Below are 26563 nucleotides of genomic sequence, written 5' to 3' on the forward strand. Positions count from 1 at the left end.
GCTGTTACTGTCGGCATTCTGCCCCAGCGCATATAAGCGGGTTGTGATGAAGCGACTGGCTATCCTGTTTTCCTTCCTTGCCGCTGCCTTTGCAGCGCCGCTGGCCCATGCCGAAGGCCCGGTTCTGGTGGAACTTTTTGCCTCCAAGAACTGCCGCTCCTGCCCGGCGGCCTACAAGGCGATGGACGAGCTGGAAGCCCAGCGCGGCGATGTCCGGGTGCTCACCTGGCCGGTTGATTACTGGGACTATCTTGGCAGCAAGGAAAAAATGGCGCTGCCGGAGTCGAAAGACCGTCAGCGCGGCTATGTCGAACGCTTCTCGCTGCGCGGGCCCTATACGCCTCAGGCGGTGTTCAACGGCGTGAAACAGGCGGCGGGCAACAAGTCCAGCAAGGTCGACGCGGCGCTGGAGGAGGCGCTCGCCCAGCCCGAATCCGGCATCCGTATCGTTCGCAAGACCGGCAAGGTTTCCCTGAAAGGCGAAACCGCCAGCCTCGCCGATCTCTGGTGGGTCGCCTACCTCAAGGATGAGGACAACGAGACCACGATGCCCAACCCGGTCACATCTGTCCGGCAGATCGGCCCCTGGCTCGGCGGGCGCGCGGATATCGAGCTGCCAGCCTGCGAATCCGGCTGTATGCTGATCGTTCAGGAGGCGGGTTTCGGCCCTGTCCTCGCCGTCATGGACGTGCGCTGATCATTCTTCTTCGGGTGCCGGCTCGTCCGGCGCTTCCCCGCCGGGCGGTTGCGCGATGGATGCAATGGCGGGCGCAAAGTCCATCCAGTCGATCTGAGAAATCTGGAAAGCCCAGCCCCTGGCGCGCTCATTGATGGCGGCCGCGCGATGGGCTCCTTCGCCAGCTTCTATGGCGCGCAGGGTGATGAAGAAGCCGTCTGCTTCCCGATAGGGGCGCACTTCCACCTCCAGCCCGTCATGCGTCTGGGTGATATGCGTGCCCACCGGCCGCGTCCGCAGGGCGCTTGCCGGACGCACGCCCACCGGCTGCAGCCGTGTCAGCGCCAGGGCGGGCCCGGTCGTCACCAGGCGATTGACCAGCTGATAATCCTGATAGGGCGGCGCGGGAATAAAGGCCCGGTCGCTCGATCCGATCGTGCGCTGAAGATAAAGCGAAGCGCCGGCCGCGTCGGTCAGGCGCACAGCGGCGACGGCGTCGCCGTTCAAGTCGATGATGTCGAGGTCCAGCCAAGCCTGCGCGGAATAGAGCGGGGGCAGGGCGCCGGTCACGCGATAGGCCTGCATCTCGCTGGGGCGGCGCACATAGATATGCTCGTCCTTGCGCCCGGTCAGCAGGGAAGCCTCAACCTCCCCATCCTGGCCGATCACCTCCACCAGCGCGCCATTGCCGCCGTCGCGCGGATCGCCGAGGCCGATGGCGTTCATCTTGGCCGGATCGCGCGTGCGCGGCGCGTCCCATACCAGTGTTTCCAGCCCGCCTGCCAGCTCGTTCAGCCGGTCGGCGCGGATCGGATATCCATCCGTACCCGACAGGCGCCAACCGCCCGGCGTGGCAAACAGCGTGTAGCTTTCATCCGCAAGGGTCACGCGAATTTCTTTCGCGTCTGCGCGCACTTGGGCAAAACCGGGCAAAACAGGCTGGCCCTGCAGATCACTGCGCGGGGGAGGGGCGCTGCCGATAAACTGGCTGGCGATCGCCACCACAACCAGCCCACCCGCCAGAGCGGCCATGATCTTGACGCGGAAGGTGCGTTGCTGGCTGCGCCGGGCGGTCATGCCTTGCCCCTCCGCCGTTTGGTCTGCCGGCGCCAGACGAGAATGCCGGCCAGCGTCACCAGCAGTGGCCCGCCCCAGATATTGATGGCCTTGAGCGTTGATTCCAGCTGGTCGATGTCGCGGCGATAATCGCGTTCAATGTCGCGCAGGCTGGCACGGATGGAGAGGATGTCTTCGCGCAGCGTGGTCAGCTCGCGGCGTTCGTCCTCGGTCAGCTCCGCTTCCGGATCGCCCGCAAAGAAACCGTCCCCGGAGGCGGCGGACTGAAGCTCCGCCAGGCGTGCCTGCGCCGTGGAAAGGCGGGATTCCAGGGCTGATTGCTGGCGGAAATATTGGGCTTCGGCAGCGTCCCGCATCGTATCTATACGGTCCATCGGCCGCAGGCTCGCTGCGCGGGACCGCAGCCGGGAAAGCTCGCCCCGGCCGGCCAGCGCGTCGAGCGCATTGAGCAGCAGGGCGCCATTGTCCGCCACCACCATGCCGCTGCCCGGCACGACGTAGAAATCATCGGCCAGGAAATCCGCGTCGGCAATCAGCACCATCTCGGCGGGCGTCTGGCTGGCCGTGATATGGGGCGGCAGGTTTGCCGCCTCGGCGCGGGCGGCTTCCGCCTCTGCCTGGTCAGCGGGCTGATCCATCGGCGGGGGGCCGCCTGGAAAGGCAGTGGAGAGGTTTCCGGAAAGCCGCGCGGCAATCACCAGCGGTGCGGGCTCGGTCATATAGCTCTGGAGTACTTCGTTCGGGCCCATATCGCGCGCCGCGCGGGCGGGGTCGATATAGGAAGGGCTCGGCCCCGTGATGATCAGCGGCGCAAAGGTCTCGCCTGCCGGCAGGTCTTTTACGATCAGCGCGCCCGGCGCGCCGAAATTGATCACGCGCATCAGATCAGCCGTGATCGGATCTTCCCGGCTCATCGCTTCGGCCGGCACCCCCACGAACAGGGGGTGGGCCATCTCCTCGATACGCCCGCCGAAGGAGTCCACCGGCACGGTCAGCGCATTGGCCGCGTCGGCCACCGCCTGGGGGGCCAGTTCCACGCCCCAGGCCGCCCCCAGCCGCCCGAGACCCGAGCGGGCAAGCGAGTCTGTCGCCGAAAACATGGCCCCGGAAAGCGCCGTCTTGGCGGCGGGGTCGACCACGAAGATCGCCCGCCCCTGGCGCAGGATGAACTGGTCGATCAGCCATTCCTGCCGGACCGTCAGTGGCCCCGGATGGGCCACCAGCAGCACGTCCATCTCGGGCAGGGAGTGGAAATCCTCCGGTATCTGGTCCACCGTGAAGCTGCGGCCAATGTCCTGCAGCACCACATAGCCGCTTTCCCCGCCCAGCGCCCGCATACCGGGCAGAGAGCTGAGAATGCCGACTTTCGGCGGCGTGGGATTGTCCAGCCGGGCAATCATCCGGGTAAGGTCATATTCCAGCGTCGTCTCGCGTTCGGGCGCGAGGAAAGGGATGAGGCGCAGATCATCGATCGTGTTGCGGCCTATGATGCCGAAATAGAGCGGGTCACTGCCTGCGGCGGGAATGGCGCTGATGCCGGCGGCGAGGGCTTCGTCTTCGGCCTCGGAGAACGGTTTGGGGTCAATCTCCCGCACGCGGACATTGCCGCCCGATTCGGCGGCGTAGGTCGCCAGCAGCTCACGCACCCGGGCCGCATGGGCCTGGATCGCCGGATAATCCTGCCCCACGCGGCGGGAATAGACGTAAGTAAGCTCCACCGGCTCGGCCAGATCGCGCAGCGTCACGCGGGTCGCATCCGACAGCGTGTAGAGCTTGCCCTCGGTAAAATCGAGGCGCGCGCCGGCCAGCAGCTTCTGCGCGGCGATATTCCCCGCCAGCAGGATTACCCCGGCCAGCAGGGTCATGATCACAATATAGCGCCGCGCCTGCATGCCTAGCCAAGCCTCCGGCGCGACGCCCAGAGGCAGTTGAGGAAGGCGAAGGTGGCGGTAAAGCCCAGGAAATAGGCCACGACGCGCAGCTCCAGCACACCGCGCTGGGCGCTTTCAAACTGGGTGATGAAGGAAAAGCGCGCGATCAGGTCGGCAAAGCCGGTGCCGAAGAGGGTCTGCACGGTGGAGAGTACCAGCGGCCAGCCTGCGGCTGTGAAGATGAAAGCGACGACCACGGAGATAACGAACGCCGTCACCTGGCTGCCCGTCAGCGCGGAGACCGCCGCGCCGATGGAGAGATAGGCCCCCGCCATCAGGATACTGACGAAATAGGTGAGCGCGATGGCGGCATTGTCCGGATTGCCGAGATAGTTCACCGAGACCCACATCGGCAGGGTCAGCAGGAGGCCCGTGCCCGCCACGGTCCAGGCCGCGCAGAGTTTTCCCAGCACCAGCCCCGGCAGGCCAAGCGGCAGGGAGAGAAGCAGTTCATCCGTCCCCGCCGCGCGCTCATCGGCCCAGAGGCGCATGGCAAGGGCGGGCAGGAAAATCATGTAGAGCCAGGGGTGCCAGGCAAAGAAGGGCTGAAGATCGGCCACCCCGGAATCGAAGAAGCGCGCGGCTTCCCAGGTGAAGAGGCCAAGCGCCAGCAGGAACACGGCCAGGAACACATAGGCCATGGGCGTGGCGAAATAGGCGCCAAGTTCACGCCGGTAGGTCGCGGTAAACCCGCTCATCTGCTGGCGGACGGCGCTGATCACAGCGTTTCCTCCTCCACCTGATCGGTGAGGCGGGCAAAGGCGCTCTCCAGCGTGCCGTCATCGCTGCGCTTGGCCAGGCCTGCGGGCGTGTCATCGGCCACGATCCGCCCCCGGCTGACCAGCACCGCGCGGTGACACATCGCGGGCACTTCGGTCAGCGTATGGGTGGAGATGATAATGGCCTTGGTCGGCGCCATCCGGGCAATCAGCGCGCGCACGGCGCGCTTCTGGTTGGGGTCGAGGCCATCGGTCGGCTCGTCCAGCACCAGCACGGGCGGGTCGTGCAGAATGGCCCCGGCAAGGCCCACCCGGCGGCGATAGCCTTTGGAGAGCGCGCCGATCCGCTGGCCCAGCACGCCGGAAATCCGCGCATCGGCAATCGTGCGCTCTATGGCGTCCTTGCGCTGCGCTTTCGGAATCTGCCGGGCGCTGGCGAGGAAAGCCAGGAATTCCGGCGGCGTCATGTCATTATAAAGCGGCGCGCCTTCGGGCAGGTATCCCAGCGCGGCTTGCGCCGCCCGCCGGTCGGTGATGATGGACTTCCCGTCGATCAGCACATCGCCGACATCCGGCTCCAGCACGCCGGCAATCATCCGCATCGTGGTCGATTTGCCCGCCCCGTTCGGCCCCAGGAAGCCCAGCACGGTGCCTTTCTCCACGGCAAAGGATATGCCGCGCACGGCCTGCTTGGCTCCATAGGCTTTTTCGAGCGATCTGACGTCCAGCATGAATGTCCCGCACTTCAGCGTGCCCCCGTGATAGCGGGCGTCGCCTGAAGGTCAAAGCCGTAGGCTCAGAGATTACGGGCGTTTCATGTCAAAAGGGTCAAGCAGAAAACCGCGCGACCTCTTCGATCACGCATTTGGCCGCCACCGCGACAATCTTCCCGCCATCTTCGACGCTCGATTGCGTGGGGTCCGAGCCGATCCGGCCATCGGGGAAGTCGCGGCGATACTGGATGGCGTCGCCAATCGTCCCCGAAGGGGCAACCTTCGGGCTCATCGCGGTCTTGCTGCGCTCGCGCTCCGGATAGCCCCAATAGGTGACGGAGACCTCAGACGGCGTGGCATGGCTGCCATGGCCGGTGGGGTAAAGCTCATTGCAGATGCCCATCACTTCCTTGAAGTCCCACCAGTCGCGGCGTTTCAGGCTGAGGCCGGGGCGATTGGTCTCCCCGTGCGGGTCAAAGCTGCGGCGGGCATGGATTTCGGAGAAGGCGGCCTCAATGGTGGCAATGTTGCCGCCATGCCCGTTCAGCCAGTAGATCCGCTCAAAGCCATGCCGCATCAGGCTCTCGGTCCAGTCCGTCATCACGGCGATCATGGTTGAAGGCCGCATGGTGATCGTGCCGGTAAAGCCAAGGTGATGCTGCGCGCAGCCGACATTGAAGGTCGGCCCCACAAGGATGTCGTCCGGCGCCAGGCTTTCGGCATGGTTGGCGATGATTTCCGGGCACAGAGCATCCGTCCCGATAAAACCGTTGGGCCCGTGCTGCTCGAACGAGCCGATGGGGATGACGATGGTTTTCGATTTCTTCAGCCAGCCTTCGATGTCGGGCCAGGTGGAAACGGGAAGGCGCATGAGACTAGTCCTTTCGCGGGGCAAGGCGGCGGGTGATATGGCCCATCTTGCGTCCGGGCCGGGCCTCACGCTTGCCGTAGAGGGTCAGAATATCATTCTTTCCGAGCGTTTGCGGGTCAACAAGCCCTGCGTCTCCGATCAGGTTCAGCATCTCGGCATCAAACAGGCGCCGCGTATCGCCCAGCGGCCAGCCGGCCACGGCGCGGATATGCTGCTCGAACTGGCCAGTCTGGCAGGCTTCCGGCGTCCAGTGGCCGGAATTATGCACGCGCGGGGCAAATTCGTTGGCCAGCAACGTGCCATCCGGCAGCACGAAAAATTCCAGCGCCAGCACGCCCACATGGCCCAGCGCCTCGGCCAGATGCATCGCCTTGGCGCGCGCCTCATCTTCCACAGACCGCGCAAGCCCAGAGGGTACGGTGGAGCGGGAAAGGATACCGTTCTCATGTTCATTGCGCGGCGGCGCCCAGCTTGTCGTCTCGCCGGTCAGGCTGCGCGCCACCAGCACGGAGATTTCACACTGGAAGGCAATGGCGCCTTCCAGAATCGCTGGCGCCCCGCCGATCTTCTGCCAGGCGGCGTCCGCTTCGGCAGCGTCATGCAGCCAGACCTGCCCCTTGCCGTCATAGCCTTCGCGGCGCGTCTTCAGCACGCCCTTGCCGCCGAGCGCTGTCAGCGCGGCGGGAATGTCGCCCGCCGTATCGATCTGCCGGAAGGGCGCGGTCGGGATGCCGTGCGCGTTGAGAAAGGTCTTCTCGGTGAGGCGATCCTGCGACACCGACAGCGATTTTGCCCCCGGCAGCACGCGCTTGCCCGCCCGCTCGATGATCTCGGCGCTGGCCACCGGCACATTCTCGAATTCCAGCGTGACGACATCGCAGGCGGCGGCAAATTCGGCGAGCGCGTCGGCGTCATCCCAGTCGGCCTGGAACGCGCCTGCGGCCACGCGGCCTGCGGGCGGGTCATCCTCGGGAGAATAGATCAGAACATCGAAACCGAGTTGCGCTGCGGCGCTCGCCATCATCCGGCCAAGCTGCCCGCCGCCCAATATCCCGATCGTCGCGCCGGGGCGAAGCGGGCTCATTCCTCGGGAACCTCTTTCACCGCTGCCGTCTGCGCCGCGCGGAAAGCGTCCAGCTTTGCAGCAACGGCCTTGTCTTCCAGCGCAATGATGGAGGCGGCGAGAATCCCCGCATTGGCCGCGCCGGCTTCCCCAATCGCCAGCGTCCCCACCGGAATGCCCTTGGGCATCTGCACGATGGAAAGCAGGCTATCGAGTCCCTTGAGGGCCTTGGATTGCACCGGCACGCCCAGCACCGGCAGCGGCGTCATCGAGGCGGCCATGCCGGGCAGGTGGGCTGCCCCGCCTGCGCCCGCGATGATCACCTTCAGGCCGCGCTCTTTCGCCGTGGTGGCATAGTCGACCAGCCTCTGGGGGGTGCGGTGCGCCGAAACGATCTTCGCCTCGAAGGCGACGCCCATATCCTCGAGTATCTTCGCGGCCTCGCGCATCACTGGCCAGTCAGACTGGCTGCCCATGATGATGCCCACAACCGGGGAGCGCGCCTTGTCCATGCCTGCCTCGCCGCTGGAAAGCGCGCACCATAAGTATGCGCGGCCTCCGGTCAACCGGTCCTGTGAGGGGAAACCAGCGGCGGGGACTACAGATTTCCTCTACAAGCGCTGCGAACAGGGTTAGTGTTAACAGATGCCGACAGAGCTGCCCCCGCTGACTGATGCCGAAAAGCGTGCCCTGATCGATGCGCTCGGGGTTGATCTGGCGCGGCTGGACCTGCGCGCCCGCGCCGCCATCGAGGCGCTTGCCGAAGAAGTGATCGCCCTGCGCGAAGAGGCCGATACGCTGCGGGCAAGCCTGGCAGACGCCGCCCTGCTGGCCGACAATGATGCGCTCTGCCCGGTCTTCAACCGCCGGGCCTTCGAGCGGGAAGTGCGCCGCGAAATCGCGCTTTCCGGCCGGTTCCAGACGCCGCTGACCCTGATTTTCATCGATCTGGACAACTTCAAGACGGTTAATGACGTCTACGGCCATGCCGCTGGCGACAGCGTGCTTCTGAAGGTGTCTGACATTCTGCTGGCCCGCACACGGGAGACAGACATTGTCGGCCGTCTTGGCGGAGATGAGTTCGGCATCGTGCTGGCCCATGCCAGCCTTGAGGACAGCCGCCGCAAGGCTGCCCAGCTCGCCGGCGCAATCGATGCGCTGGAAGTGCGGGGGGAGGAGGGCTCGTCTCTGCCTCCGGTCCAGATCGGCGCGTCCTGCGGTGTGGTCGAATGGAGTGCGGGCCAAAGCCCGGCGGCGCTCATTGCGCGGGCAGATCAGGCCATGTTTGCCGAAAAAGCGCGCCGGAAGGGCGAAGGGCGCACATTAAGGTGAAAATGCGGCAAGATACGTGGTTCTACCCATGACTCACCTACACGAGTGTGGCATTCTTGCATCACCGGTCAAACCGGACCGGAGACGTAAAGGAGACTGCCTATGTCGCTCAACGGTCGCATCAGTGAACTTGCTGCAAAGCACCGCAATCTGGACGAACAGATTTCCACCGAACAGAAACGCCCCTCTGCCGATGGCCTGGTCCTCAAGGATTTGAAGCGACAGAAACTCAGGATTAAGGAGCAGCTGCGACACCTCAAAGTCAGCTAGCCCTGTTCCGGCAGTCCCGTTCCTGGGGGGCCGCAGGGCCTCAGAAGGAACGGGACACATGCCCTCCACCCCACACCCACAAGCCAGCCTTTCTCTCCCCGTGGCTGCCTGAACCATGGCCCAGCCCGTAACGCTTGTTCTTGGCCTTGGCCGTGAAACCGGAGAGGCGATTGCCCGCCGCTTCGAAGATGAAGGCCACCGGGTTCTGGTGGCAGACCCGTCGCTGGAGCGGATCGAGGCCGCCCGCGACACGCTGGACGAAGCGATCCAGTTCTATCATGGCGACCTATCGACCAAGCTCGGCCTGCGTAACGCTGTCACCGCCGCAATCGAGGCGTTCGGCCGGATAGATCATGCCGTCATCGTGCCCCCCTATGAAGACCCCGACACGCTGCTTGATCTTGCCCAGGAGAAGTTCGAAAAAGCGCTTGGCAGGTCGGCCCGCGGCGCGGCGCTGGCCCTGCGGGTCGTGGCAGAACGCCTGCTGGAACAGGAAGACCTTCCCGAAACCGGCGTGGAGCGCAAACGCCAGAAGGGCTCGGTCACCTTCGTTCTGCGCTATGCCGCGCAGGCCTCCATGCCGGGCCGTTTCACCGATACGGTCGCCCAGGCTGCCGTGCAGGGTGTCATGCGGGCCGGCGCGCTGGAGCTTGCCGAACATGCCATCCGCGTGAATGCGATTGTGTCCCTCCGCCCCAGCGAGGAGCGGGCAACGCCCTGGTCGCTCGGGCGTGTGCCGCTTGGCCGCGCGGTGCTCGCCGATGAGATCGCTGGCGCGGCCTTTTTCCTCGCCTCGCGGGACGCGGCCTTCATGACCGGGCAAAGCCTGATCATGGATGGCGGCCGCGCCACGCTTTCGGGCGTGCTGGACTAGCGCTAGAGAGTTTTCAGCGGCGAGACGCCGCCGGCCTCTGCCACGGCCTCAAAGCTCGCAACCGTCTCTGTGCTGAAGGTCTCGGTATAGATGTCCGACACCTTGCGGAACACCGCCCGCGCCGTAGACGGCGTCAGCGTCACCAGCGTGTAGCCATGGCCGAAGGGATCATGCCACACCACTTCCTGGTTGGCATCGGCAATCTGCTGGCCGAGGTCTGGCACGTTCTTCACATACGCGCCCATGCCGGGAGAGGTGATGGACGTGCAACCAAACTCCACCCCGCGCCGCGCGCCGGATGCATCGTAAAGTTCGTTGGCATAGGCCGTATGCGTATCACCTGCCAGCGTCACGAGCCGGGCATTGGCCGCTGCTGCGCTCTGGTAAAGACGCTCGCGCGCAGCCGGGTAGCCGTCCCACGCATCCAGGTTCCAGGGCAGTCCCAGCGCGGTAAAGGCGAGGAAAGCGCGCACCTCGGGCATGTCCTGTGCGGCCACCTGTTCGGGTGTCAGCGTTTGGGTGAAATTGGGCAATGCCACGCGCGCCATGATCACCTGATTGGCAAGAACCTGCCAGGCAGCGCCGGATGAAACGGATTTGGAAAGCTCCCCGTCCAGCCAGCTTTCCTGCTCGGCGCCCAGCATCGTGCGGGCCGGATCGGCGGCGGTCTGCAGCAGTTCGCGTGCCTTGCCGCCCGCTTCCAGCGGCGAAGCGGCGTTGCCCAGTGCGCTCGCCCAGCTCAGGCTTTCCGAACGCCCCGTCAGGCGCGTTTCCAGGGCGTGCATCGTTGCCACATCGCCAAAGCGGAAACTGCGCCAGGCCGCCGAAGTGATCTCGCCGGGCTTGATGTCGCGGACGGGCATCCATTCAAAATAGGCCTGAACCGCGGCCATCTTCCGGTCGCTCCATTCGCCTTCGCCATCCTCGGGATTGTGGTTCTGCGCGCCGGTGCGGTAGGCGTCATTGGCGCTTTCATGATCGTCCCAGGTGCAGATCCAGGGCACGGCGGCATGGGCCGCCTGCAGGTTGGGATCGGTCTTGTATTGAGCATGACGCTGGCGATAGTCAGCCAGGGTCACAATCTCCGTGGACGGTTCATGCATCCGGTCCAGCTTGGCGGCGATGTCGCCGCCATATCCGTCGATACCGTATTCGTAGATATAGTCGCCCAGATGCACGATCACGTCGAGGTTGGGTTCGGCGGCCAGTGCCTTGTAGGCGTTGAACAGGCCGAACTGCCAGTTGGAACAGGAGACCACGGCAAGGTTCACCGCGCTTGTGCCGCTGGCGGCGGGTGTGCGCAGGCGCCCGGTGGGGGAAACCACATCGCCATGATCGGTCAGCGCAGTGAAGCGGTAGGTATAGTCAGACCCTGGCTGAAGGCCGGCAGCGTCCACCTTCACGCAGTAGTCGCGCGCTTCGCTTGCTTCGGTCACACCAGCGGCAACCGGGCTTTCCTGGCCCGCGCGCAGCACTTCCCAGCGCACGGGGATGGCGCCGGCGCCCGAAAGGGGCGTCACGCGCGTCCAGAGGATGATCCTGTCAGGCAGGGGATCGCCAGAGGCAACCCCGTGCTGGAAGGCCACCTCGCCCTTATAGGTTTGTGGACCCGTCTGGCCGCAGGCGGCCAAAGCCACCGTGCCCAATGCTGCGCCGCCCAGCAGGCCGCGCCGTGTAACCTGTGTCATCTTGTCTGGAACTCCCCAGTTGCGTGGCGCTCTCATGGCGCGAATTTGCGACACCAGCATGACGCGCGCTGAAAGCTTCGTCTATAAGGCGGCGATGAGCATGATTGTGATTACTTCTGAGGCAGCCGATGCCGGCCAGCGCCTCGATGCGTTTCTGGGCGCCCGCGCCGAGGGCATTTCCCGCTCGCGGGCCAAAGCCCTGATCGAGGAGGGTGCGGTCACGGTTGGCGGCGCCGTGGAAACAAATCCCCGCGCGCCGGTAAAGGCGGGCCTGGTCTATGCTGTGGCGCTGCCCGCGCCGGTGCCCGCCACGCCTCAGGCGGAGAATATCCCACTGGAGATCCTGTTCGAGGACGCTCACCTGCTGATCCTCAACAAGCCGGCGGGCCTCGCCGTCCATCCCGCGCCCGGCAGTGAAACCGGCACGCTGGTCAACGCCCTCCTCTATCATTGCAAGGGCCAGCTTTCCGGCATTGGCGGGGTAGAGCGTCCCGGCATTGTTCACCGGCTCGACAAGCTGACCAGCGGTGTCATGGTCGCTGCCAAGACAGAAGCGGCCCATACCGGGCTCGCCGCTCTTTTCGAGCGGCACGACATCGACCGGCTCTACCGCGCCATCACGCGCGGCGCTCCGCGGCCCCTGTCGGGCACCATCGACGCGCCCATCGCGCGCTCTGAAAATGACCGCAAGAAAATGTCGGTTCACAAGAACCCCGACAGCCCCGCCGCCCGCCATGCGGTCACCCATTACCGGGCCATCGAAACCTATGGCTATAAAGACCGCGCCACGCGCCTGCCCGCTGCCGCGATGATCGAATGCCGCCTCGAAACCGGCCGCACGCATCAGATCCGGGTCCATATGACGCATGTAGGCGCCCCGCTCATCGGTGATCCGGTCTATGGCCGCCAGTCCGGCATCATGGCGTGGAAATCGCCCGCCGCGCCGGAGGCAGACTATGACGCCGCGCTTGCGGCGGCGCGGGCCTTTCCGCGCCAGGCGCTGCACGCCGCCGTGCTCGGCTTCGTCCACCCGATCACCGGCGAAACCCTCCGCTTCGAGCAGCCCCTTCCGGAAGACATGGCCGGGCTCATCACCGCCCTGCGCAAGCTGCCGGTGGATTAGGCACCGGCATGGTCACTGTGTGTTATGTCAAAGGGGTCATTACGGCTTTCTGATAGGCAGGACGCAGTTGAAGGCGTTCATACCAGGCCGACAGGTTTGGTAAGTCAGGGCGCTCTATGGGCAGGGAAAACCAGGCATAGGCGATACAGCCGAGGGGAATGTCCCCCATGCCGAGATGCTCGCCTGAGAGGAATGGCGAATCTTTCAGCGCTGTATCCGCAATGTGCATTAGGTGTTCGCAACCTGCTTTCCCGAGAGCGATCTCGTCCTCATTCCGCAGTTCAGGTCGTTGCCGGACCAGGTTCCAGAACAAGTTACGGAAAGGCGCCGCAAAGGAAAGCGAGGCCCAGTCCATCCATTTGTCGGCAAGGGCCAAATCCCTGCCATCGGTTATGCGGAAGGGCTGTGCACCATACGTGTTTATCAGATAGCGGACGATTGAGTTGGATTCCCAGAGAATGAACCCGTCATCGTCAATGCATGGCACCAGACCATTGGGATTCTGCGCAAGATAGCCAGGTTCTGAAACCACGCCAAATGCACCGCCGGCATCTATCTGCTGATAAGAAATACCAAGTTCTTCCGCGGCCCAGAGAACCTTACGGACATTGGTGGAGTTTATTCTCCCCCAGATTTTCATGTGTACTGTTTCCTGTCCTTGTTTCGCCAACGTGTCCTATCCCGGTTCTCCCCGGACGCACAGGTACATAGACTGGAAGCACCCCTATTTCCCGCCGCCCGCGCCGGCCTGCGCAGAGGCCGTCTGCAACGGCTCAAACCGCAGGGTGCGGGCCTGCAGGGTCACCTTGCCGATCTTGTCGGTGTCGGCGACGATCCGCACCGGCACATGGCTGCCATTTTCCAGCGGCGCCAGATACATGCGCAGCGGGCCATCAATACCGGTCAGCGTGTCCTTGTTCACTTCGCCCGCCTTGTAGCCGGCGATCTTGTCCATGGTCACATGGCATTCAATGGCCTGGCCGCTCCAGGCCGGGCTTTTGACATTCGCGGTGCCCTTGTTCTCCAGGTGCAGATAGGTCAGCTGCTTGCCGTCGAACACGCGGATCGGCCCGCCGCACGGATCGGCGCCCTTGGCGCGCGGTTCCAGCGCGAAGGTGATCAGCGCGGTCAGCGGGTCATTCGCCAGGATCGCCTGTTCCTGCGTGGCGGCCGGGTCGCCCAGATCGCCAAAGCGCGGATTGGCCGTCATGGTGAAGCCGTCCTTCTTCATCGACAGTTCCACGCGGCGGTTCTTCTTCCCGTCGCGGTTCTGCGAGACATAGCCGGAGGTCTTCAATTCCTTAGCGCGGACAAAGCCGGAAGAGGCCAGCTCCATATTGTAGTTGACGAACACATCGGCCAGCCCCGTCGTGCGCACCCTGGATTTGATCGTGTAGGTGTTGGGCTTCAGTTCCACATCGAAACTCGCCCGGCCGGTAGCTGGGATGATCAGGATCATTGCCCGCGCGTCCAGCTCATACACCATGCGCATGGGCTCTCCCGCCTTCACATTGGCCAGGAGATTGGTTTTCGGCGCGGCGGGGGCCGTATCGGCTGTTGAGAGGCCGGCAAGGGCAAATGTCGCAGCGGCGGCAAGGAGGAGGCGCTTCATGGGAGGGGTCGATCCTTCTGGTCGGGCGGGCGCAAACGCCTGCTTAGCGGGTATATATAGTCGCCTTGTCCCAACGCCGCCTGAACGAACCGGCCCCCAGGATGCCGCATTCTTCAGGCCTCGCCCACTGACATAAAGTGACAGAGCGTGACATGGGAGCGCAATTCTCCGCCCGCAAGCCTGATTGCGGCGGTTGACAGGGCGCCCCCGCAGACTGTAGACGCGCGCCTTCAGATCAAAGAACACCTCTTTTTCGGAGCGAGGCCCATGTCCCGCGAATGTGAACTCACTGGCACCAAGCCGATGGTTGGCCATATCGTCAGCCACTCGCAGATCAAGACCAAGCGTCGTTATCTGCCGAACCTCGTGCAGGTTACGCTGCACTCTGAAGCCCTGAACCAGGACTTCAAACTGCGCATCGCGGCCAAAGCCCTGCGCACGGTCGATAAGCTCGGCGGCCTCGACGCTTTCCTCGCCAAGGCGAAGGAAGACGGCCTCTCCGACAAGGCCCTCAAGATCAAGCGCGACATCGCGAAGAAAGCTGTCGCCTAAGCGGCCTCTTTCTCTGGCTCCCGCCGCAGACAAAAGTTCACGCCGGACCTCCCGCAGGTCCGGCGTTTTCGCTTGTTCGGAGTTGGCGCGCCCCCTCTCTCGGGACTGGCCAGAGCCCCGGAACCGGTTCATGACAGGGCGCAACAGAGGGAAGGGGAACCCCATGCGTCTCATCGCCATCGCCGCGCTGGCCATTGCCGCCCTGACGGCCTGCACAGACCCGGCGCCTGAGGCGCCGCCTGTCCCGGAAGGCAAGATCCGCGTCTTCACCGGCGGCACCATCTATACGGGCCTGGCTGACCCCGCCACGGTGGAGGCAGTCATCGTTGGCCCCGATGGCCGGATCATCGGCACCGCCCCGCCCCTGTCGCAGGACTGGAGCGAGGATGAGGTGGAGATCATAGACCTGGCCGGCGCGGTCATGTTCCCCGGCTTCACAGACGCCCACGCCCACCTGCAGGGCATTGGCGAGCGGGAGCTGATCCTCAACCTGGAAGGCACCGCCTCCATTGATGAACTCGTCACCCGCATCGAAGCCGAGCTGCAGGGCCTTGCCCCCGGCGCCATCCTGTTTGGCCGGGGCTGGATCGAAACTGGCTGGCCGGAAGGCCGCATGCCCTCGGCGGCGGATCTCGATGCCGTCAGCCCGGATAATCCCGTCATCCTGGTGCGTTCTGACGGGCATGCGCTGGTGGCCAATACGGCGGCGCTGAAAGCCGCCGGGATCTACGATATCGCGGCCGATCCGCCCGGCGGCCGCACGGAGCGCGACGGGAATTTCAAGGCCACCGGCATCGTCATCGACAATGCCATGATGCCCGTCCTCGCCCTGATCGAGAACCCGACCTATGACGATATGAGCAAAGCCCTCGAGGTTGGCGCGCAGACCTATGCCCGCCGGGGCTGGACCGGCATCCACAATATGAGCGCGGCCACCGATCATGCCCGCCTTCTGAAGGCGCTCGATGAGGAGGGCCGCCTGCCGCTGCGCGTCTATAACGCCTTTGACGAGCGCGGCTTCGATATTGCCAAACGCCGCGAATTTGAAACCGCCCGCATCACCAACCGCGCCGTGAAGCTCTATATGGACGGCGCCCTCGGCAGCAGGGGCGCCCTTCTGATTGCGCCCTATGCCGACCAGCCCGAAACCTCCGGTCTGGCCCTGCTGGAGCCCGAACAGCTGCACAATCTGATGATGGACGCTCAGAAAGAGGGCGTACAGTTGACAATCCATGCCATCGGGGATCTTGCCAACCGCCGTATCCTCGAGAAGTTCGAAGAGCTAGGCTATGGCGCAGACCTGCGCTGGCGCATCGAACACACCCAGATGCTGCACCCGGATGATATCGACCGCGTTGCCAGAAGCGGCCTCATCGCCTCCATGCAGCCCAGCCATGCCATCGGCGACCTGCATTTTGCCCCGGCCCGTGTGGGCATCGACCGCTTGCGCGGCGCCTATGCCTGGGCCAGCCTCCTGAGGGCAGGCGCGATGATTGCCGGGGGCTCCGACGCGCCGGTGGAAGTCGGCTCGCCAACAATCGAATTCTATGCCGCCGTGGCGCGCAAGGATCTGGCGGGTTTTTCCGGCGAGGGCTGGCATCCAGAAGAAGCGCTCACGCGCCAGCAGGCGCTTGCCCTCTTCACCACAGGCCCCGCCTATGCCGCCTTCCAGGAAAACGACCTCGGCACCATCGCAGCCGGGAAAATCGCCGATTTTACGGTGTTTGATGCTGATCTCATGACGATCCCCGAACAGCAGATCCTGAAAGCCCGGCCGGTGATGACTGTGGTGGGCGGAGAGGTGGTTTGGCAGGCGGAGTGGTAACGCTCCGCTTCCTCCCCGCATTGTGAAAGCGGGGAGGGGTGGACCTTCGCCCGCGCGCCCATACTTTCCGGAGACAGGAATAACGGAAGGAACACCCGCCATGCGCCTTGCCCTGACAGCGGCTCTTGCCCTCGGCCTCGCCGCCTGCAGCAACGCGGCCTTGCCGGCCAGCGCCAAAGCTGCCCCCATTGAGCGGCCCGAGGCCGCTGCGCATGAAGAGATCGCGATCTTCGCCGGAGGCTGCTTCTGGTGCATCGAGGCAGAGCTTGAAGAAGTGCCCGGCGTGCGCACCGTCCTCTCCGGCTATACCGGCGGCACCGCGCCAGACCCCACCTACCGCCATATGGGCGACCATGCCGAAGCCGTCGAAGTGATCTTTGACCCGGCCAAGGTCAGCTATGAGCAGCTTCTGGAAGTCTTCTGGTCGAACATCGACCCCACCGATGAAGGCGGCCAGTTCTACGACCGGGGCAGCCAGTATCGCACAGCCATCTTCGTGCTCGATGAGGCTCAGAAAGCGGCGGCCACACAGTCGCTCGAGGCCAATGCCAAACGCCTGAAACAGCCCATCGTCACGGCGGTCCTGCCCGCCACCGCCTTCTACCCGGCAGAAGAGTATCATCAGGACTATTACCTGAAGGAGCCCGAACGCTACGAGGCCTACAAGAAGGGCAGCCGGCGCGAGGAGACGCTGAAGAAGGTCTGGCAGGAATAGGCTGGCCGAGGCCGCGACAAGCCTGCCGGTTTCGCCTATACTTCCGCCTTCAGCAGCTCAAAGAAGCATGAGGGGGGCGTGATCATGATCCGCGCGAAGTATGGGTTCAGCAGCAGCGTTCTGGCGCTCGGGCTCCTTCTGGCAGCCTGCTCGGCGCCTGCGGACACCCCGCCCACCGGAACCCTGGATGCTGAGACCGCCGCGCCGGTGGCTGCTGATTACTCCGCGGTGGTCGCCAGCGCCGGCCGCCCCGAGGCGGACCGCGAAAACGACATCAACCGCCAGCCCACCGCCGTGCTCGCGCTGGTGGCGCCAAAGGCGGGCGACACGGTTCTCGAGATCGAGGCAGGCGGGGGCTATTTCACAGAGCTTCTTTCCCGCTCTGTCGGTCCGGAAGGCAAAGTCTACATGCAGAACCCGGCCGCCTTTGATGCGTTCCTCGGCGATTCCGTTCCCAAACGCCTTGAGGGCCGCCTCACCAACGTCACCTATGTGAAATCCGATTTCGACAGTTTCGGCCTGCCGGACGCTTCCGCCGATATCGTCACCTGGTTTCAGGGCCCTCACGAGCTCTGGTATCGCCCCGAAGGCGCCCCGGAAGGCTTTGGCGATCCGGAGGCGAGCTTTGCCGAGATTGCCCGCGTGCTGAAGCCGGGCGGAGTCTTTGTCGCCATCGACCATGTTGCCCCGGAAGGCGCCCCGCCCAGCACGGGCGGCGATACCCACCGCATCGACCCGGCGATCATCCGCCAGCTGGCAGAAGGCGCCGGTCTCACTTTCCGCGAGAGCGCTGATCTCCTGCGCAATCCGGAGGATGACGGCCTCACCAACGTCTTCGACCCCGCCATCCGCGGCAAGACCGACCAGGCCATCCTGATCTTCACCCGGCCTTGACCTCAAAGGTCTTTCTATTAATTTTGGATTGTAAAAAACACAATCTTAAGTAATGTTTGGGGGGATGCGACACTAGCCAAAGCTTGAAGAAGCGATGCAACCGAACAAAAGCAATCCCATGTCTTTGCTCGTTAAGGGCTGGATTTTTATTTCAACTATTCTTGCGATTCTCTCCCTGGCCAGCATTGCTGAAACCATTATTCGGTGGGTCGGTTTCATTAAGGAAATGGTGGACTCGTACCGCTCTATTCGGGATTTATTGTGGGGAAATTTGTTCCAGTTTTTTGATTTGGATTTGCCGCCCTGGGTATCTGATCACATGACTTTGAACGCGATCTTCAGCGTTGCATTGTTATGGGGTCTTTCGAGCGCAAATTCAGCTATCGGATCAGCGACACTCGGCTCGCTAATCCAGTACATAAAAACAAACATCCTTGACTACACGGTGGGGAAGGGTGTGCTGGCCAGAGTGCCCGCCAGTATCGAGCAAAAGGTATCTAACGCTGGCCTGACGCTTTCGGAGACCGAGAAGAGCTTTGTTGAAAGTCTTGGAAAGCGGATCATTACTTATCGCACCATAATGAGATCGGCCATCATGGCGCTCTTAGTGAGCGTAAGCGCATTGGCGTTTTCCTATCCGTTGGTGATTATTCTTCGTCTTGGCGATAAGTGGGATACCACTCTAAGCTGGTTTGAGTTTGGGCGCCGACGAAAAACAATCGAAAACCACGATTTAGAGATCACGAAGAAGCAGCTAGTTCTGGAAACATATGACTCGGCAGTTTCCTTTCAGCATTCTTTCGATTCCATGAGCAAACTTTTCCAGGCCCGGCTTCTTAAGGGGTTAGCCACTTATCTAATTTTTGTTGCTGCTTTGTTTCTCCTTTTGGTGCTCGTCAATCAAGTAGCTACGGCTGTAATGGACGCTCACGGATAAGCTCACCACTGAGCGCCATAAAACTTAGCTAGTTCATATCAGGATCATCCAAAGAGCCTTTCTAACGGAATGGGGGGGCAAGCTATATGCGAAATCTTCCATTTACGTTGCGTCGCACTAGGCGCGCGGCCATCCCGTGCTAGAACCCAGAGTCTGACCTGATTTCTCCCGCTGGCGAGCTGATACCCCATGACCGTTATGTCCGACACCGATGCCCTCGAAGGCCTGAAGCCGACCGAAAAAGTGAATGTCAAAAAGGTGTTCGGCCTCGACACCAACATGATCGTCCACGGCTTCAAGACGCGCACCGAATATGTGCCGGAGATCGACCCGTCCTACCGTTTCGATCCGCAGACGACGCTCGCCATCCTGGCCGGTTTCGAGCACAACCGCCGCGTCATGGTCCAGGGCTATCACGGCACGGGCAAGTCCACCCATATCGAGCAGGTCGCCGCCCGTCTCAACTGGCCGATGATCCGGGTAAACCTCGACAGCCATGTCAGCCGGATCGACATGGTCGGCAAGGACGCCATCGTCCTGAAGGATGGCGTTCAGGTCACCGAATTCCGCGAAGGCATCCTCCCCTGGGCGCTGCAACGCCCCGTCGCCATCGTGTTCGACGAGTATGACGCCGGCCGCCCGGACGTGATGTTCGTGATCCAGCGCGTGCTGGAAGCCAGCGGCAAGCTCACCCTGCTCGACCAGAACCGCGTGATCGCGCCCAACCCGTATTTTCGCCTCTTCGCGACGACCAACACCGTCGGCCTCGGCGATACGACCGGCCTCTATCACGGCACCCAGCAGCTCAACCAGGGCCAGATGGACCGGTGGAGCATCGTCACCACACTGAACTATCTCACCCATGACGCCGAAGTCGAAATCATCAAGGCGAAGGCCACGGGCGTGGACGAAGCCACCATCGCCAAGATGGTCACCCTGGCAGACCTGACGCGGAACGCCTTCATGGCCGGAGACCTCTCCACCGTGATGAGCCCGCGGACCGTCATCACCTGGGCGGAAAACTTCGCCATCTTCGGCGATCTCGGCCATGCCTTCCGCATGACCTTCCTCAACAAGTGCGACGAGCTGGAGCGTCCGCTGGTCGCGGAAATGTATCAGCGCTGCTTCGGCGTCGAACTGCCCGAAAGCCCGCTGATGGTGAAGGTGGCATAGGAAAGGCGCCGCCCGCGCGGTCAACGGATGGCAAAGGACACGACCCCTCAGGAACTTTTTAAGGCCGCGCTTGCCGCGACCACCAAGGCGATGAGCGGTGAGCGCGAGATCGAGGTCGGTTTCGGCCCCGATGTTGGCGATCAGGGCACGCGCCTGGTGCTGCGCCCGCCGCCGGTTGAGGTGTCGCCGGAACTGGCCGCCCGCATCCGGGGCGAGGCGGACGCGCTCGCCCTGCGCCGCGCCCATCATGACGCCGCCGCCCATATCGCCAACCGTCCGCAGGGGGATCTTCCCCGCCGGGTCTATGAAGCGGCTGAAACTGCCCGTATCGAAAGCCTCGGCGCCAATGCGATGGAAGGCACCGCCGGAAATCTCGAAGCCGTGCTCGATTTCCGCTGCCGGTCCACCAATTTCGGCCTCGGCTCGGAAGATCCCGAGGCTGTGCTTGCCCCGGCGCTGGAATTCCTGCTGCGCGAGAAGCTGACCGGCCGCCCGCTGCCCGAAAGCGCGCAGCGTGTCGCCGATGTCTGGCGCGAGAAGGTTGAGAAAAACGCCAGCGACGCGCTCGAAATGCTCACCGGCCAGCTCCACGACCAGGCGGGTTTTGCCCGCACCGTCCGCTCGATCATCCGGGATCTGACAGCGTCTGATCTGCCCGGCGATGAGGCCGAGGCCGAAGACGAAGCGCCCTCCGAGGAGCAGGAAGAACAGCAGAACCAGACCGGTGAGGACGACACCTCCACCGAAGAGGAAATGGGCGCCTCTGCCGAGCAGATGGAAGCGGGCGACACCGAAGACCTGGAAGGGGAGGAGGCCAACGTCTCCGTTGACCAGGACGCTGATCTGGATGCGGACGATACGCCGGACGAGGAAGACGAAGGCACCAAGCCGCTGCGCCCCAATTTCCAGGCGGGCGACGACAAGGACCGCTTCAACTATCAGATCTTCACCCGCGCCCATGATGAGGTCGCCAATGCGCCAGACCTGTGCGACGCCGAAGAGCTGACGCGCCTGCGCGCCTATCTCGACCACCAGCTTCAGGGCCTGCAGGGCGCGGTCGCCAAGCTTGCCAACAAGCTGCAGCGCCGCCTGATGGCCCAGCAGAACCGCACCTGGAGCTTTGATCTGGAAGAGGGCGTGCTGGACACCGCCCGCCTTACGCGCGTCATCACAGACCCCACCTCGCCGCTCTCCTTCAAGCAGGAAGACGATACCAAGTTCCGCGATACGGTCGTCACCCTGCTTCTGGATAATTCCGGTTCGATGCGCGGGCGGCCCATCATGGTGGCCGCTCTGTGCGCGGATATTCTCGCCCGCACGCTGGAGCGCTGCGCGGTGAAAACCGAAATCCTCGGCTTCACCACCAAGGCGTGGAAAGGCGGCCTCTCCCGCGAAGACTGGATGAAGGCGGGCAAGCCCCAGGCGCCCGGCCGCCTGAATGACATCCGCCACATCATCTACAAGCAGGCCGACGCGCCGTATCGCCGCGCGCGCCGCAATCTCGGCTTGATGATGCGCGAAGGTCTGCTCAAGGAGAATATCGACGGCGAAGCGCTGCTCTGGGCGCATGACCGCCTGCTCGGCCGGCCGGAGCAGCGCAAGATCCTGATGGTGATCTCAGACGGCGCCCCGGTCGACGATTCCACGCTGAACGTAAACGTCGGCAACTACCTCGAACGCCATCTGCGCCAGGTGATCGACGAGATCGAAAACCGCTCGCCGGTGGAACTGATCGCCATCGGCATTGGCCATGACGTGACCCGCTATTACAAGCGCGCGGTAACGATTGTGGACGCCGAACAGCTCGGCGGCGCGATGACCGAACAACTCGCCTCCCTCTTCGACGAGAACGAGCCCAACCCCAAAGCCATGGCCATCCCTCCGCTCACGGACCGCACCGTCCGCGGCGCCGTCAGCGGCGCCTCCGCCGGAGCACCCAGCTACGGCCGCAAAGTCAGCACGGGCAGGGACGTGAAGACGACCACGCTGCAGGATGTGAAGAAGAAGAGCTGAGCCTCTTCCGGCATGCCCCAGATCCCTCACCTCCCACGGCCTGCGGCCGCGGGCCCCTCCTCTCCCAGAGGGAGAGGGGTTTCACAGCGCCATCTCATGGTCCCGCAAGGCGGGATGCAACTCATCCCTCTCCCGCGTGCAGGAGAGGAGGGGCCCATTGCGAAGCAATGGGAGGTGAGGGCAGCAACATAAGTGGATAAGCGCCAGCCTATCCAACACTCCAGCGAACCCGGATGGTCGCCCCAGAACTGGCCAAGCAAGTCTCCTGGCCCCAGAAAGCTCAATCACCCCCCCCCGTGTCATCCCGGCCAAAGCGGCGCAGCCGCTGCAGAGCCGGGACCTTCTCACGGTTCTTGCGCCAGCCGCCAGAAGCTCCCGGATCACCGCTGCGCGCTGTCCGGGATGACACGGAGTTCTAACCCCTTATCCGCCCTGGTTCCCGCCGCCCCCATTCTCGGCGCCATGGACATCACCGCGCCCCGCCCGGAACTCTGGACCCGCATCGCCGCCCTGCTCGGCGCGCTGCGGACCCTGCTGCGTCAGGCGGTGCCGGAACACTTCGCCAGCATCGCCGCCGGGGCCCGCCTCCAGCTCATCACCGCCACCGCGCTCGTCCGCCGCTATATCCATGCGCTCGCCGGCGAAATTACCCTGCCTGAGCCGCGCCCCGTTGGCGTTTCTCGCAAGCTCTCCAACGAAACTCCAGGAAAAATCCAACGCCGCCGCGAGGCCCTCTTCTGCCTCATCGAGGAGACACGCCCCGCCCGCCACGCCGCAAAATCAGACGGGGCCGACACCCCCTTCGTGCAATGGGCGCTGATGATGGAGGCCGCCCGGCGCCTTGCGCTGGTGCTGAACCATCCGGAAAAACACGCCCTGCGTCTCGCCCGCATGCTCCGCAGGCGGAAAGGCCGTGTCCTGAAGGATCTGCCCGTCCCCGGCCACATCCTCCGCCGCCTCCCGCCCTGGATCGACGCGCTGCTCTGCCGCCTCGATGAGGCCGCGCGGCCAGAGTCCTGGGCGGGGATCACCGCCCAGGGCCCACCCGTTCTCTGCGGGTGAAACGGGCCTGCGCCTCCCCCGCTGATGCCGGGGGAGGATAGGGGCGCTGGCGTCAGTTCTTCCCGAACTTCCGGTCCCGCCCGGCCAGCAGGCGCAGACGCAGCGCGTTCAGCTTGATGAAGCCGGCGGCATCTTTCTGGTCATAGGCGCCGTGATCGTCCTCGAAGGTCACGATCTTCTCCGAGTACAGACTGTAGGGAGATGAGCGGCCGATCAGATAGGCGTTGCCCTTATAGAGCTTGATCGTCACTTCGCCGGTCACAAAGCGCTGCGAATGGTCGATGGCGGCCTGCAGCATCTCGCGCTCGGGGCTCCACCAGAAGCCGTTATAGATGAGCTCGGCATAGCGCGGCATCAGCTCGTCTTTCAGGTGCGCGGCGCCCCGGTCGAGCGTTGCCTGCTCAACGCCGCGATGGGCCACCAGCAGGATCGTGCCGCCCGGCGTCTCGTAAATGCCGCGCGATTTCATGCCGACGAAGCGGTTCTCCAGAAGGTCGAGCCGGCCAATGCCGTGCTTCTTGCCGTATTCGTTGAGCCTGGTCAGCAGCGTTGCCGGGGACAGCGCCTCGCCATTGATCGAAACGGCATCGCCCTTCTCAAAGCCGATGGTGATCACTTCGGCCTGGTCGGGCGCTTCTTCCGGGCTGATCGTCCGCATATGGACAAATTCGGGCGCCGGCTCGGCCGGGTTTTCCAGAACCTTGCCCTCGGAGGAGGAGTGGAGCAGGTTCGCATCCACCGAGAAAGGCGCGTCGCCGCGCTTGTCCTTGGCGATCTCGATGCCGTGTTCCTCGGCAAATTTCAGAAGGTCGGTCCGGCTCTTGAACGCCCAGTCGCGCCAGGGCGCGATCACCTTGATGTCCGGGTTGAGGCCATAATAGCCCAGCTCAAAGCGGACCTGATCATTCCCCTTGCCGGTGGCGCCATGGCAAACGGCGTCGGCGCCGACCATATCGGCAATCTCGATCTGGCGCTTGGCGATAAGCGGCCGGGCAATCGAGGTGCCCAGCAGGTAGACGCCCTCATAAACGGCGTTCGCCCGGAACATCGGGAAGACGAAATCGCGCACGAACTCTTCGCGCACATCCTCGATGAAGATGTTCTCCGGTTTCACCCCTGCGGCCAGCGCCTTCTTGCGCGCCGGCTCCAGCTCCTCACCCTGGCCAAGATCGGCGGTGAAGGTGACAACCTCGCAGCCGAACTCAACCTGCAGCCATTTCAGGATGATCGAAGTGTCGAGGCCGCCGGAATAGGCAAGAACAACCTTTTTCGGGGCAGAAGCAGCTTTGGACATGGGATTTACGTCGTCTTTCTGGGGCGCAAACGGGAAACTGTTGCCTTAAAGTCCCGCACCCGCCCTGACAAGGCGGCGGCTTACAGGGAATTTTATGGTTTCCGCCGCATAGGTTGGTTATAGTAAACGCTGGACAGGGCGCTTGTTAACCTTTTGCGCTCAGGAGGATGGGCTGATGCTGCAGGAGCCGCTGAAACCGACCGAGGCCGCCGATGCGCCTTTTCGTGCCCGCCTGCGCGCGCGCGATGGCCGCCGGCCGCAATCGACGCTGGCGATCCTGGCGGGGTATGAGCCCAAGGATGGCGAAACGGCTGAACTGGCCGCCATCGCGCCGCGCCGCCCGCGCCCTGTCGCGGTGACCGCCCCAGTGGCGCAGACCCGGCCTGAACCGCGCCGTGTTCCGCCGGCTGGCCGGCCGGAAGCCTGGGCCCCGCCCGCGCGGCCCGAGCCAGCGCCTCCCCGCCAGGAAATCCGCCGCCCGCCGCTGGTCATCGTGCCGCCGGCTGAAGAGACGGCAGAGCCCGCCACGGATGCAGGTAAAAAGGAAGAGCGCGCCGCCGGCCTCGGCTGGCTGAGCGAATATTCACAGCTCGCCTTTGCCGGTCTCGCTGTGCTCGGCCTGGCTGGCTTGTCGCTGCTGGCGATCGACCATTCGCTGAAGGGCAAGCCTGGCGCGCCGGAAGAGGGCGATGACGCCGCCCGCCGGTCTGCGGCTGATACCGGCCCGGCCGTATTGCCTGCCTCCGTCTCTGCCGTTGCGGTGCAGGAAGCGGCCACCCCGCTTGGCGCTGAGCCCCAGCCCTGGTTCGACTATCGCGGCGTTGCCGATTATCTGAAAACACGTGTCGATGCGTTTGAAGCCTCTGAGCGCGACGCCGCCCGCCGCCAGCAGGAAGAAGCCCAGCGCCTGGCTTCTGCCGCGATTGCGGACGCCGAAGCTGGCCGTCTGGCGGCTGCGGCTCAGGCTGAGGCCGACGCGCTGGCCGCCCGTGACGCTGCCATCGACGCAGAGCGCCAGCGCCTGGCACGCGAAGAGGCCGAGCGGATCGCAAATGAGGAAGCTGCCCGTCTGGCCGCCCAGGCAGAGGCAGATGCCGCCGCCAGGGCTGAGGCAGACCGTTTGGCAAAGCTGGAGGCTGAGCGAGCTGCTGCCGCGCTGGCCGAGCAGCGCCGCGTGGCTGAGCTGGAGGCCGAACGCGCCGCCGCTGCCGAGGCAAAGCGCCTCGCCGAAATCGAATCCCGCCGGGTGGCCGCTGAAGCGGAAGCCAAGCGCCTGGCCGAGTTGGAGGCGCAGCGCGCCGCCGCGCAGGCCGAACAACAGCGCCTTGCCGATCTGGCAGCAAGACGCGCGGCCGAAGAGGAAGCGCGCCGTCTGGCTGCGCTGGACGCCAAACGAACGGCTGCTGCTGCCGAGGCCCGCCGCCTGGCGGATCTGGAAGCCCAGCGTCTGGCAGATATCGAAGCCCAGAGGCTCGCGGCGCGCAAAGCCGAAGAGTCGGCCATCACGCTGGCCGCGGCCGTTGTCGCGCCGCCCGCACCGGCCGTTGTCAAACCGGTGGCGCCGCCCCGGCCGGCGTCGCTGAAACCGGACCGTGCCAGCATCCAGCCGCTGGCGACGCCGGAACCGGCGCCGATCACCCGCCAGGCGCCCGCAATCCTTACGGCGCGCGCCCCGGAAGTGCGGCCGTTCATTGCCGGCCCCGCAGACGCGCGGCGCGGCGCAGACGTATTCGTTGCCGAGCGCGTGGCGCTGACATCCGGAGAGACGATCAGTGTCGAGGCCATGTCCGGCCTTCAGGCGGAGTTTGTGCGCCTTGTCGCCGTCAGTCCGGACGGCGCCGCCCATCAGATGGCAGCGCCGGATGGGCGCCAGATCGAGATCACGTTTGAACGTACCCAGCTGGTAGAGGCTGGCGCCGCAAACGTGCGGACGATTGGTTACGCGGCCGATGACGCGGCGCCTGTGACGCGCGGCTATGCCGAGCAGCCGGTGGTGAATGTCTCGGTCATGTGCCGGGATGTGGCTTACGCCATTCCGGGCCAGGAACGCGGCCGCTTCTCTGCCTGCCGGGGCGCAGACGGACATTGGATGCTCGCCCGGACGGGTGATCCATCTGTTGGACAGGGCGCCTGACGGGGCGGTTGCCTG

The 26563-nt window shown here is 64.3% G+C and carries 25 protein-coding genes; 14 read left to right on the forward strand and 11 right to left on the reverse strand.

The annotated features are described in order from the left end of the window. Window positions 1–46 precede the first annotated feature (46 nt). Window positions 47–697 carry a DUF1223 domain-containing protein gene (locus ACQKI2_RS02765; RefSeq protein ID WP_427378207.1) on the forward strand — a complete coding sequence of 217 codons (651 nt, stop codon included), beginning with the start codon at window positions 47–49 and terminating at the stop codon, window positions 695–697. Here the strand turns inward: ACQKI2_RS02765 and ACQKI2_RS02770 are convergent, their stop codons facing one another. The 7 genes from ACQKI2_RS02770 to purE all read right to left on the reverse strand — a co-directional run bounded on the left by ACQKI2_RS02770 (window position 698) and on the right by purE (window position 7562). Next, on the reverse strand, window positions 698–1753 hold the full coding sequence (locus ACQKI2_RS02770; protein ID WP_427378208.1) for a DUF4340 domain-containing protein: 1056 nt from the start codon (window positions 1751–1753) through the stop codon (window positions 698–700). It abuts the gene before it with no gap. Beyond that, a complete protein-coding gene (locus tag ACQKI2_RS02775; RefSeq protein WP_427378209.1) occupies window positions 1750–3645 on the reverse strand; it encodes a Gldg family protein in 1896 nt (631 codons plus the stop codon). Before ACQKI2_RS02775 ends, ACQKI2_RS02770 begins: the two co-directional genes overlap by 4 nt. Before the next feature lie 2 nt (window positions 3646–3647). Next, window positions 3648–4406, reverse strand: a complete 759-nt coding sequence (locus tag ACQKI2_RS02780; protein ID WP_427378210.1) for an ABC transporter permease subunit — start codon at window positions 4404–4406, stop codon at window positions 3648–3650. Then, complete coding sequence (locus tag ACQKI2_RS02785; protein WP_427378211.1) at window positions 4403–5134, reverse strand: ABC transporter ATP-binding protein; 732 nt, start codon at window positions 5132–5134, stop codon at window positions 4403–4405. Before ACQKI2_RS02785 ends, ACQKI2_RS02780 begins: the two co-directional genes overlap by 4 nt. Window positions 5135–5231: 97 nt before the next feature. After that, window positions 5232–5987 (reverse strand): creatininase family protein, encoded by a 756-nt coding sequence (locus tag ACQKI2_RS02790; RefSeq protein ID WP_427378212.1) that lies wholly within the window; start codon window positions 5985–5987, stop codon window positions 5232–5234. A gap of 4 nt (window positions 5988–5991) precedes the next feature. Then, window positions 5992–7071, reverse strand: coding sequence for a 5-(carboxyamino)imidazole ribonucleotide synthase (locus ACQKI2_RS02795; RefSeq protein ID WP_427378213.1), 1080 nt, complete (start codon window positions 7069–7071; stop codon window positions 5992–5994). After that, entirely contained in the window at window positions 7068–7562 is a 495-nt protein-coding gene (purE, locus tag ACQKI2_RS02800) for a 5-(carboxyamino)imidazole ribonucleotide mutase (protein WP_427378214.1), read from the reverse strand. The genes ACQKI2_RS02795 and purE overlap by 4 nt, the downstream gene beginning before the upstream one ends. A 133-nt stretch (window positions 7563–7695) precedes the next feature. Here purE and ACQKI2_RS02805 point away from each other — a divergent pair, with 133 nt between their 5' ends. From ACQKI2_RS02805 to ACQKI2_RS02815, 3 genes are all read left to right on the forward strand, one after another. Next, window positions 7696–8382, forward strand: a complete 687-nt coding sequence (locus ACQKI2_RS02805; protein WP_114106854.1) for a GGDEF domain-containing protein — start codon at window positions 7696–7698, stop codon at window positions 8380–8382. A gap of 102 nt (window positions 8383–8484) precedes the next feature. Next, entirely contained in the window at window positions 8485–8652 is a 168-nt protein-coding gene (locus ACQKI2_RS02810; protein WP_084324251.1) for a YdcH family protein, read from the forward strand. A 115-nt stretch (window positions 8653–8767) separates the two neighbouring features. Next, window positions 8768–9526 carry an SDR family NAD(P)-dependent oxidoreductase gene (locus tag ACQKI2_RS02815; protein WP_427378215.1) on the forward strand — a complete coding sequence of 253 codons (759 nt, stop codon included), beginning with the start codon at window positions 8768–8770 and terminating at the stop codon, window positions 9524–9526. Between the two features lie 2 nt (window positions 9527–9528). Here ACQKI2_RS02815 and ACQKI2_RS02820 read toward each other — a convergent pair whose 3' ends face one another. Further along, complete coding sequence (locus ACQKI2_RS02820; RefSeq protein ID WP_427378216.1) at window positions 9529–11214, reverse strand: alkaline phosphatase D family protein; 1686 nt, start codon at window positions 11212–11214, stop codon at window positions 9529–9531. A 94-nt stretch (window positions 11215–11308) separates the two neighbouring features. Between ACQKI2_RS02820 and ACQKI2_RS02825 the strand changes: the two genes are divergently transcribed. Next, window positions 11309–12337 carry an RluA family pseudouridine synthase gene (locus tag ACQKI2_RS02825; protein ID WP_427378363.1) on the forward strand — a complete coding sequence of 343 codons (1029 nt, stop codon included), beginning with the start codon at window positions 11309–11311 and terminating at the stop codon, window positions 12335–12337. A gap of 22 nt (window positions 12338–12359) precedes the next feature. On the opposite strand, the gene ACQKI2_RS02830 is transcribed toward ACQKI2_RS02825, so the two are convergent. Both ACQKI2_RS02830 and ACQKI2_RS02835 read right to left on the reverse strand, forming a co-directional pair. Then, window positions 12360–12977 (reverse strand): glutathione S-transferase family protein, encoded by a 618-nt coding sequence (locus tag ACQKI2_RS02830; RefSeq protein WP_427378217.1) that lies wholly within the window; start codon window positions 12975–12977, stop codon window positions 12360–12362. A gap of 84 nt (window positions 12978–13061) precedes the next feature. After that, window positions 13062–13949 carry a DUF3108 domain-containing protein gene (locus ACQKI2_RS02835; protein ID WP_427378218.1) on the reverse strand — a complete coding sequence of 296 codons (888 nt, stop codon included), beginning with the start codon at window positions 13947–13949 and terminating at the stop codon, window positions 13062–13064. 267 nt (window positions 13950–14216) lie between these two features. Here ACQKI2_RS02835 and rpmB point away from each other — a divergent pair, with 267 nt between their 5' ends. From rpmB to ACQKI2_RS02875, 8 genes are all read left to right on the forward strand, one after another. Next, the gene (gene rpmB / locus ACQKI2_RS02840; RefSeq protein WP_035597484.1) at window positions 14217–14501 is read left to right on the forward strand and encodes a 50S ribosomal protein L28; all 285 of its coding nucleotides are present in this window, start codon (window positions 14217–14219) and stop codon (window positions 14499–14501) included. Between the two features lie 163 nt (window positions 14502–14664). Then, the gene (locus ACQKI2_RS02845; RefSeq protein WP_427378219.1) at window positions 14665–16326 is read left to right on the forward strand and encodes an amidohydrolase; all 1662 of its coding nucleotides are present in this window, start codon (window positions 14665–14667) and stop codon (window positions 16324–16326) included. 100 nt (window positions 16327–16426) lie between these two features. Beyond that, window positions 16427–17041, forward strand: a complete 615-nt coding sequence (msrA, locus tag ACQKI2_RS02850) for a peptide-methionine (S)-S-oxide reductase MsrA (RefSeq protein ID WP_427378220.1) — start codon at window positions 16427–16429, stop codon at window positions 17039–17041. Between the two features lie 84 nt (window positions 17042–17125). Beyond that, window positions 17126–17935, forward strand: a complete 810-nt coding sequence (locus ACQKI2_RS02855; protein WP_427378221.1) for a class I SAM-dependent methyltransferase — start codon at window positions 17126–17128, stop codon at window positions 17933–17935. 118 nt (window positions 17936–18053) lie between these two features. Beyond that, a complete protein-coding gene (locus tag ACQKI2_RS02860) occupies window positions 18054–18872 on the forward strand; it encodes a hypothetical protein (RefSeq protein ID WP_427378222.1) in 819 nt (272 codons plus the stop codon). 189 nt (window positions 18873–19061) lie between these two features. Beyond that, entirely contained in the window at window positions 19062–20045 is a 984-nt protein-coding gene (gene cobS / locus ACQKI2_RS02865) for a cobaltochelatase subunit CobS (RefSeq protein WP_427378223.1), read from the forward strand. Between the two features lie 27 nt (window positions 20046–20072). Continuing rightward, window positions 20073–22058: a cobaltochelatase subunit CobT gene (gene cobT / locus ACQKI2_RS02870; protein ID WP_427378224.1), complete on the forward strand. Its 1986-nt coding sequence runs from the start codon at window positions 20073–20075 to the stop codon at window positions 22056–22058. 402 nt (window positions 22059–22460) lie between these two features. Next, complete coding sequence (locus ACQKI2_RS02875; RefSeq protein WP_427378225.1) at window positions 22461–23120, forward strand: hypothetical protein; 660 nt, start codon at window positions 22461–22463, stop codon at window positions 23118–23120. A gap of 52 nt (window positions 23121–23172) precedes the next feature. On the opposite strand, the gene ACQKI2_RS02880 is transcribed toward ACQKI2_RS02875, so the two are convergent. Then, the gene (locus tag ACQKI2_RS02880) at window positions 23173–24414 is read right to left on the reverse strand and encodes an argininosuccinate synthase (protein ID WP_427378226.1); all 1242 of its coding nucleotides are present in this window, start codon (window positions 24412–24414) and stop codon (window positions 23173–23175) included. Between the two features lie 175 nt (window positions 24415–24589). Here ACQKI2_RS02880 and ACQKI2_RS02885 point away from each other — a divergent pair, with 175 nt between their 5' ends. Next, window positions 24590–26548 carry a hypothetical protein gene (locus ACQKI2_RS02885; protein WP_427378227.1) on the forward strand — a complete coding sequence of 653 codons (1959 nt, stop codon included), beginning with the start codon at window positions 24590–24592 and terminating at the stop codon, window positions 26546–26548. The last annotated feature ends 15 nt before the right edge of the window (window positions 26549–26563 follow it).

This window comes from Hyphomonas sp. NPDC076881 (assembly GCF_050269995.1).
Taxonomy (GTDB): domain Bacteria; phylum Pseudomonadota; class Alphaproteobacteria; order Caulobacterales; family Hyphomonadaceae; genus Hyphomonas.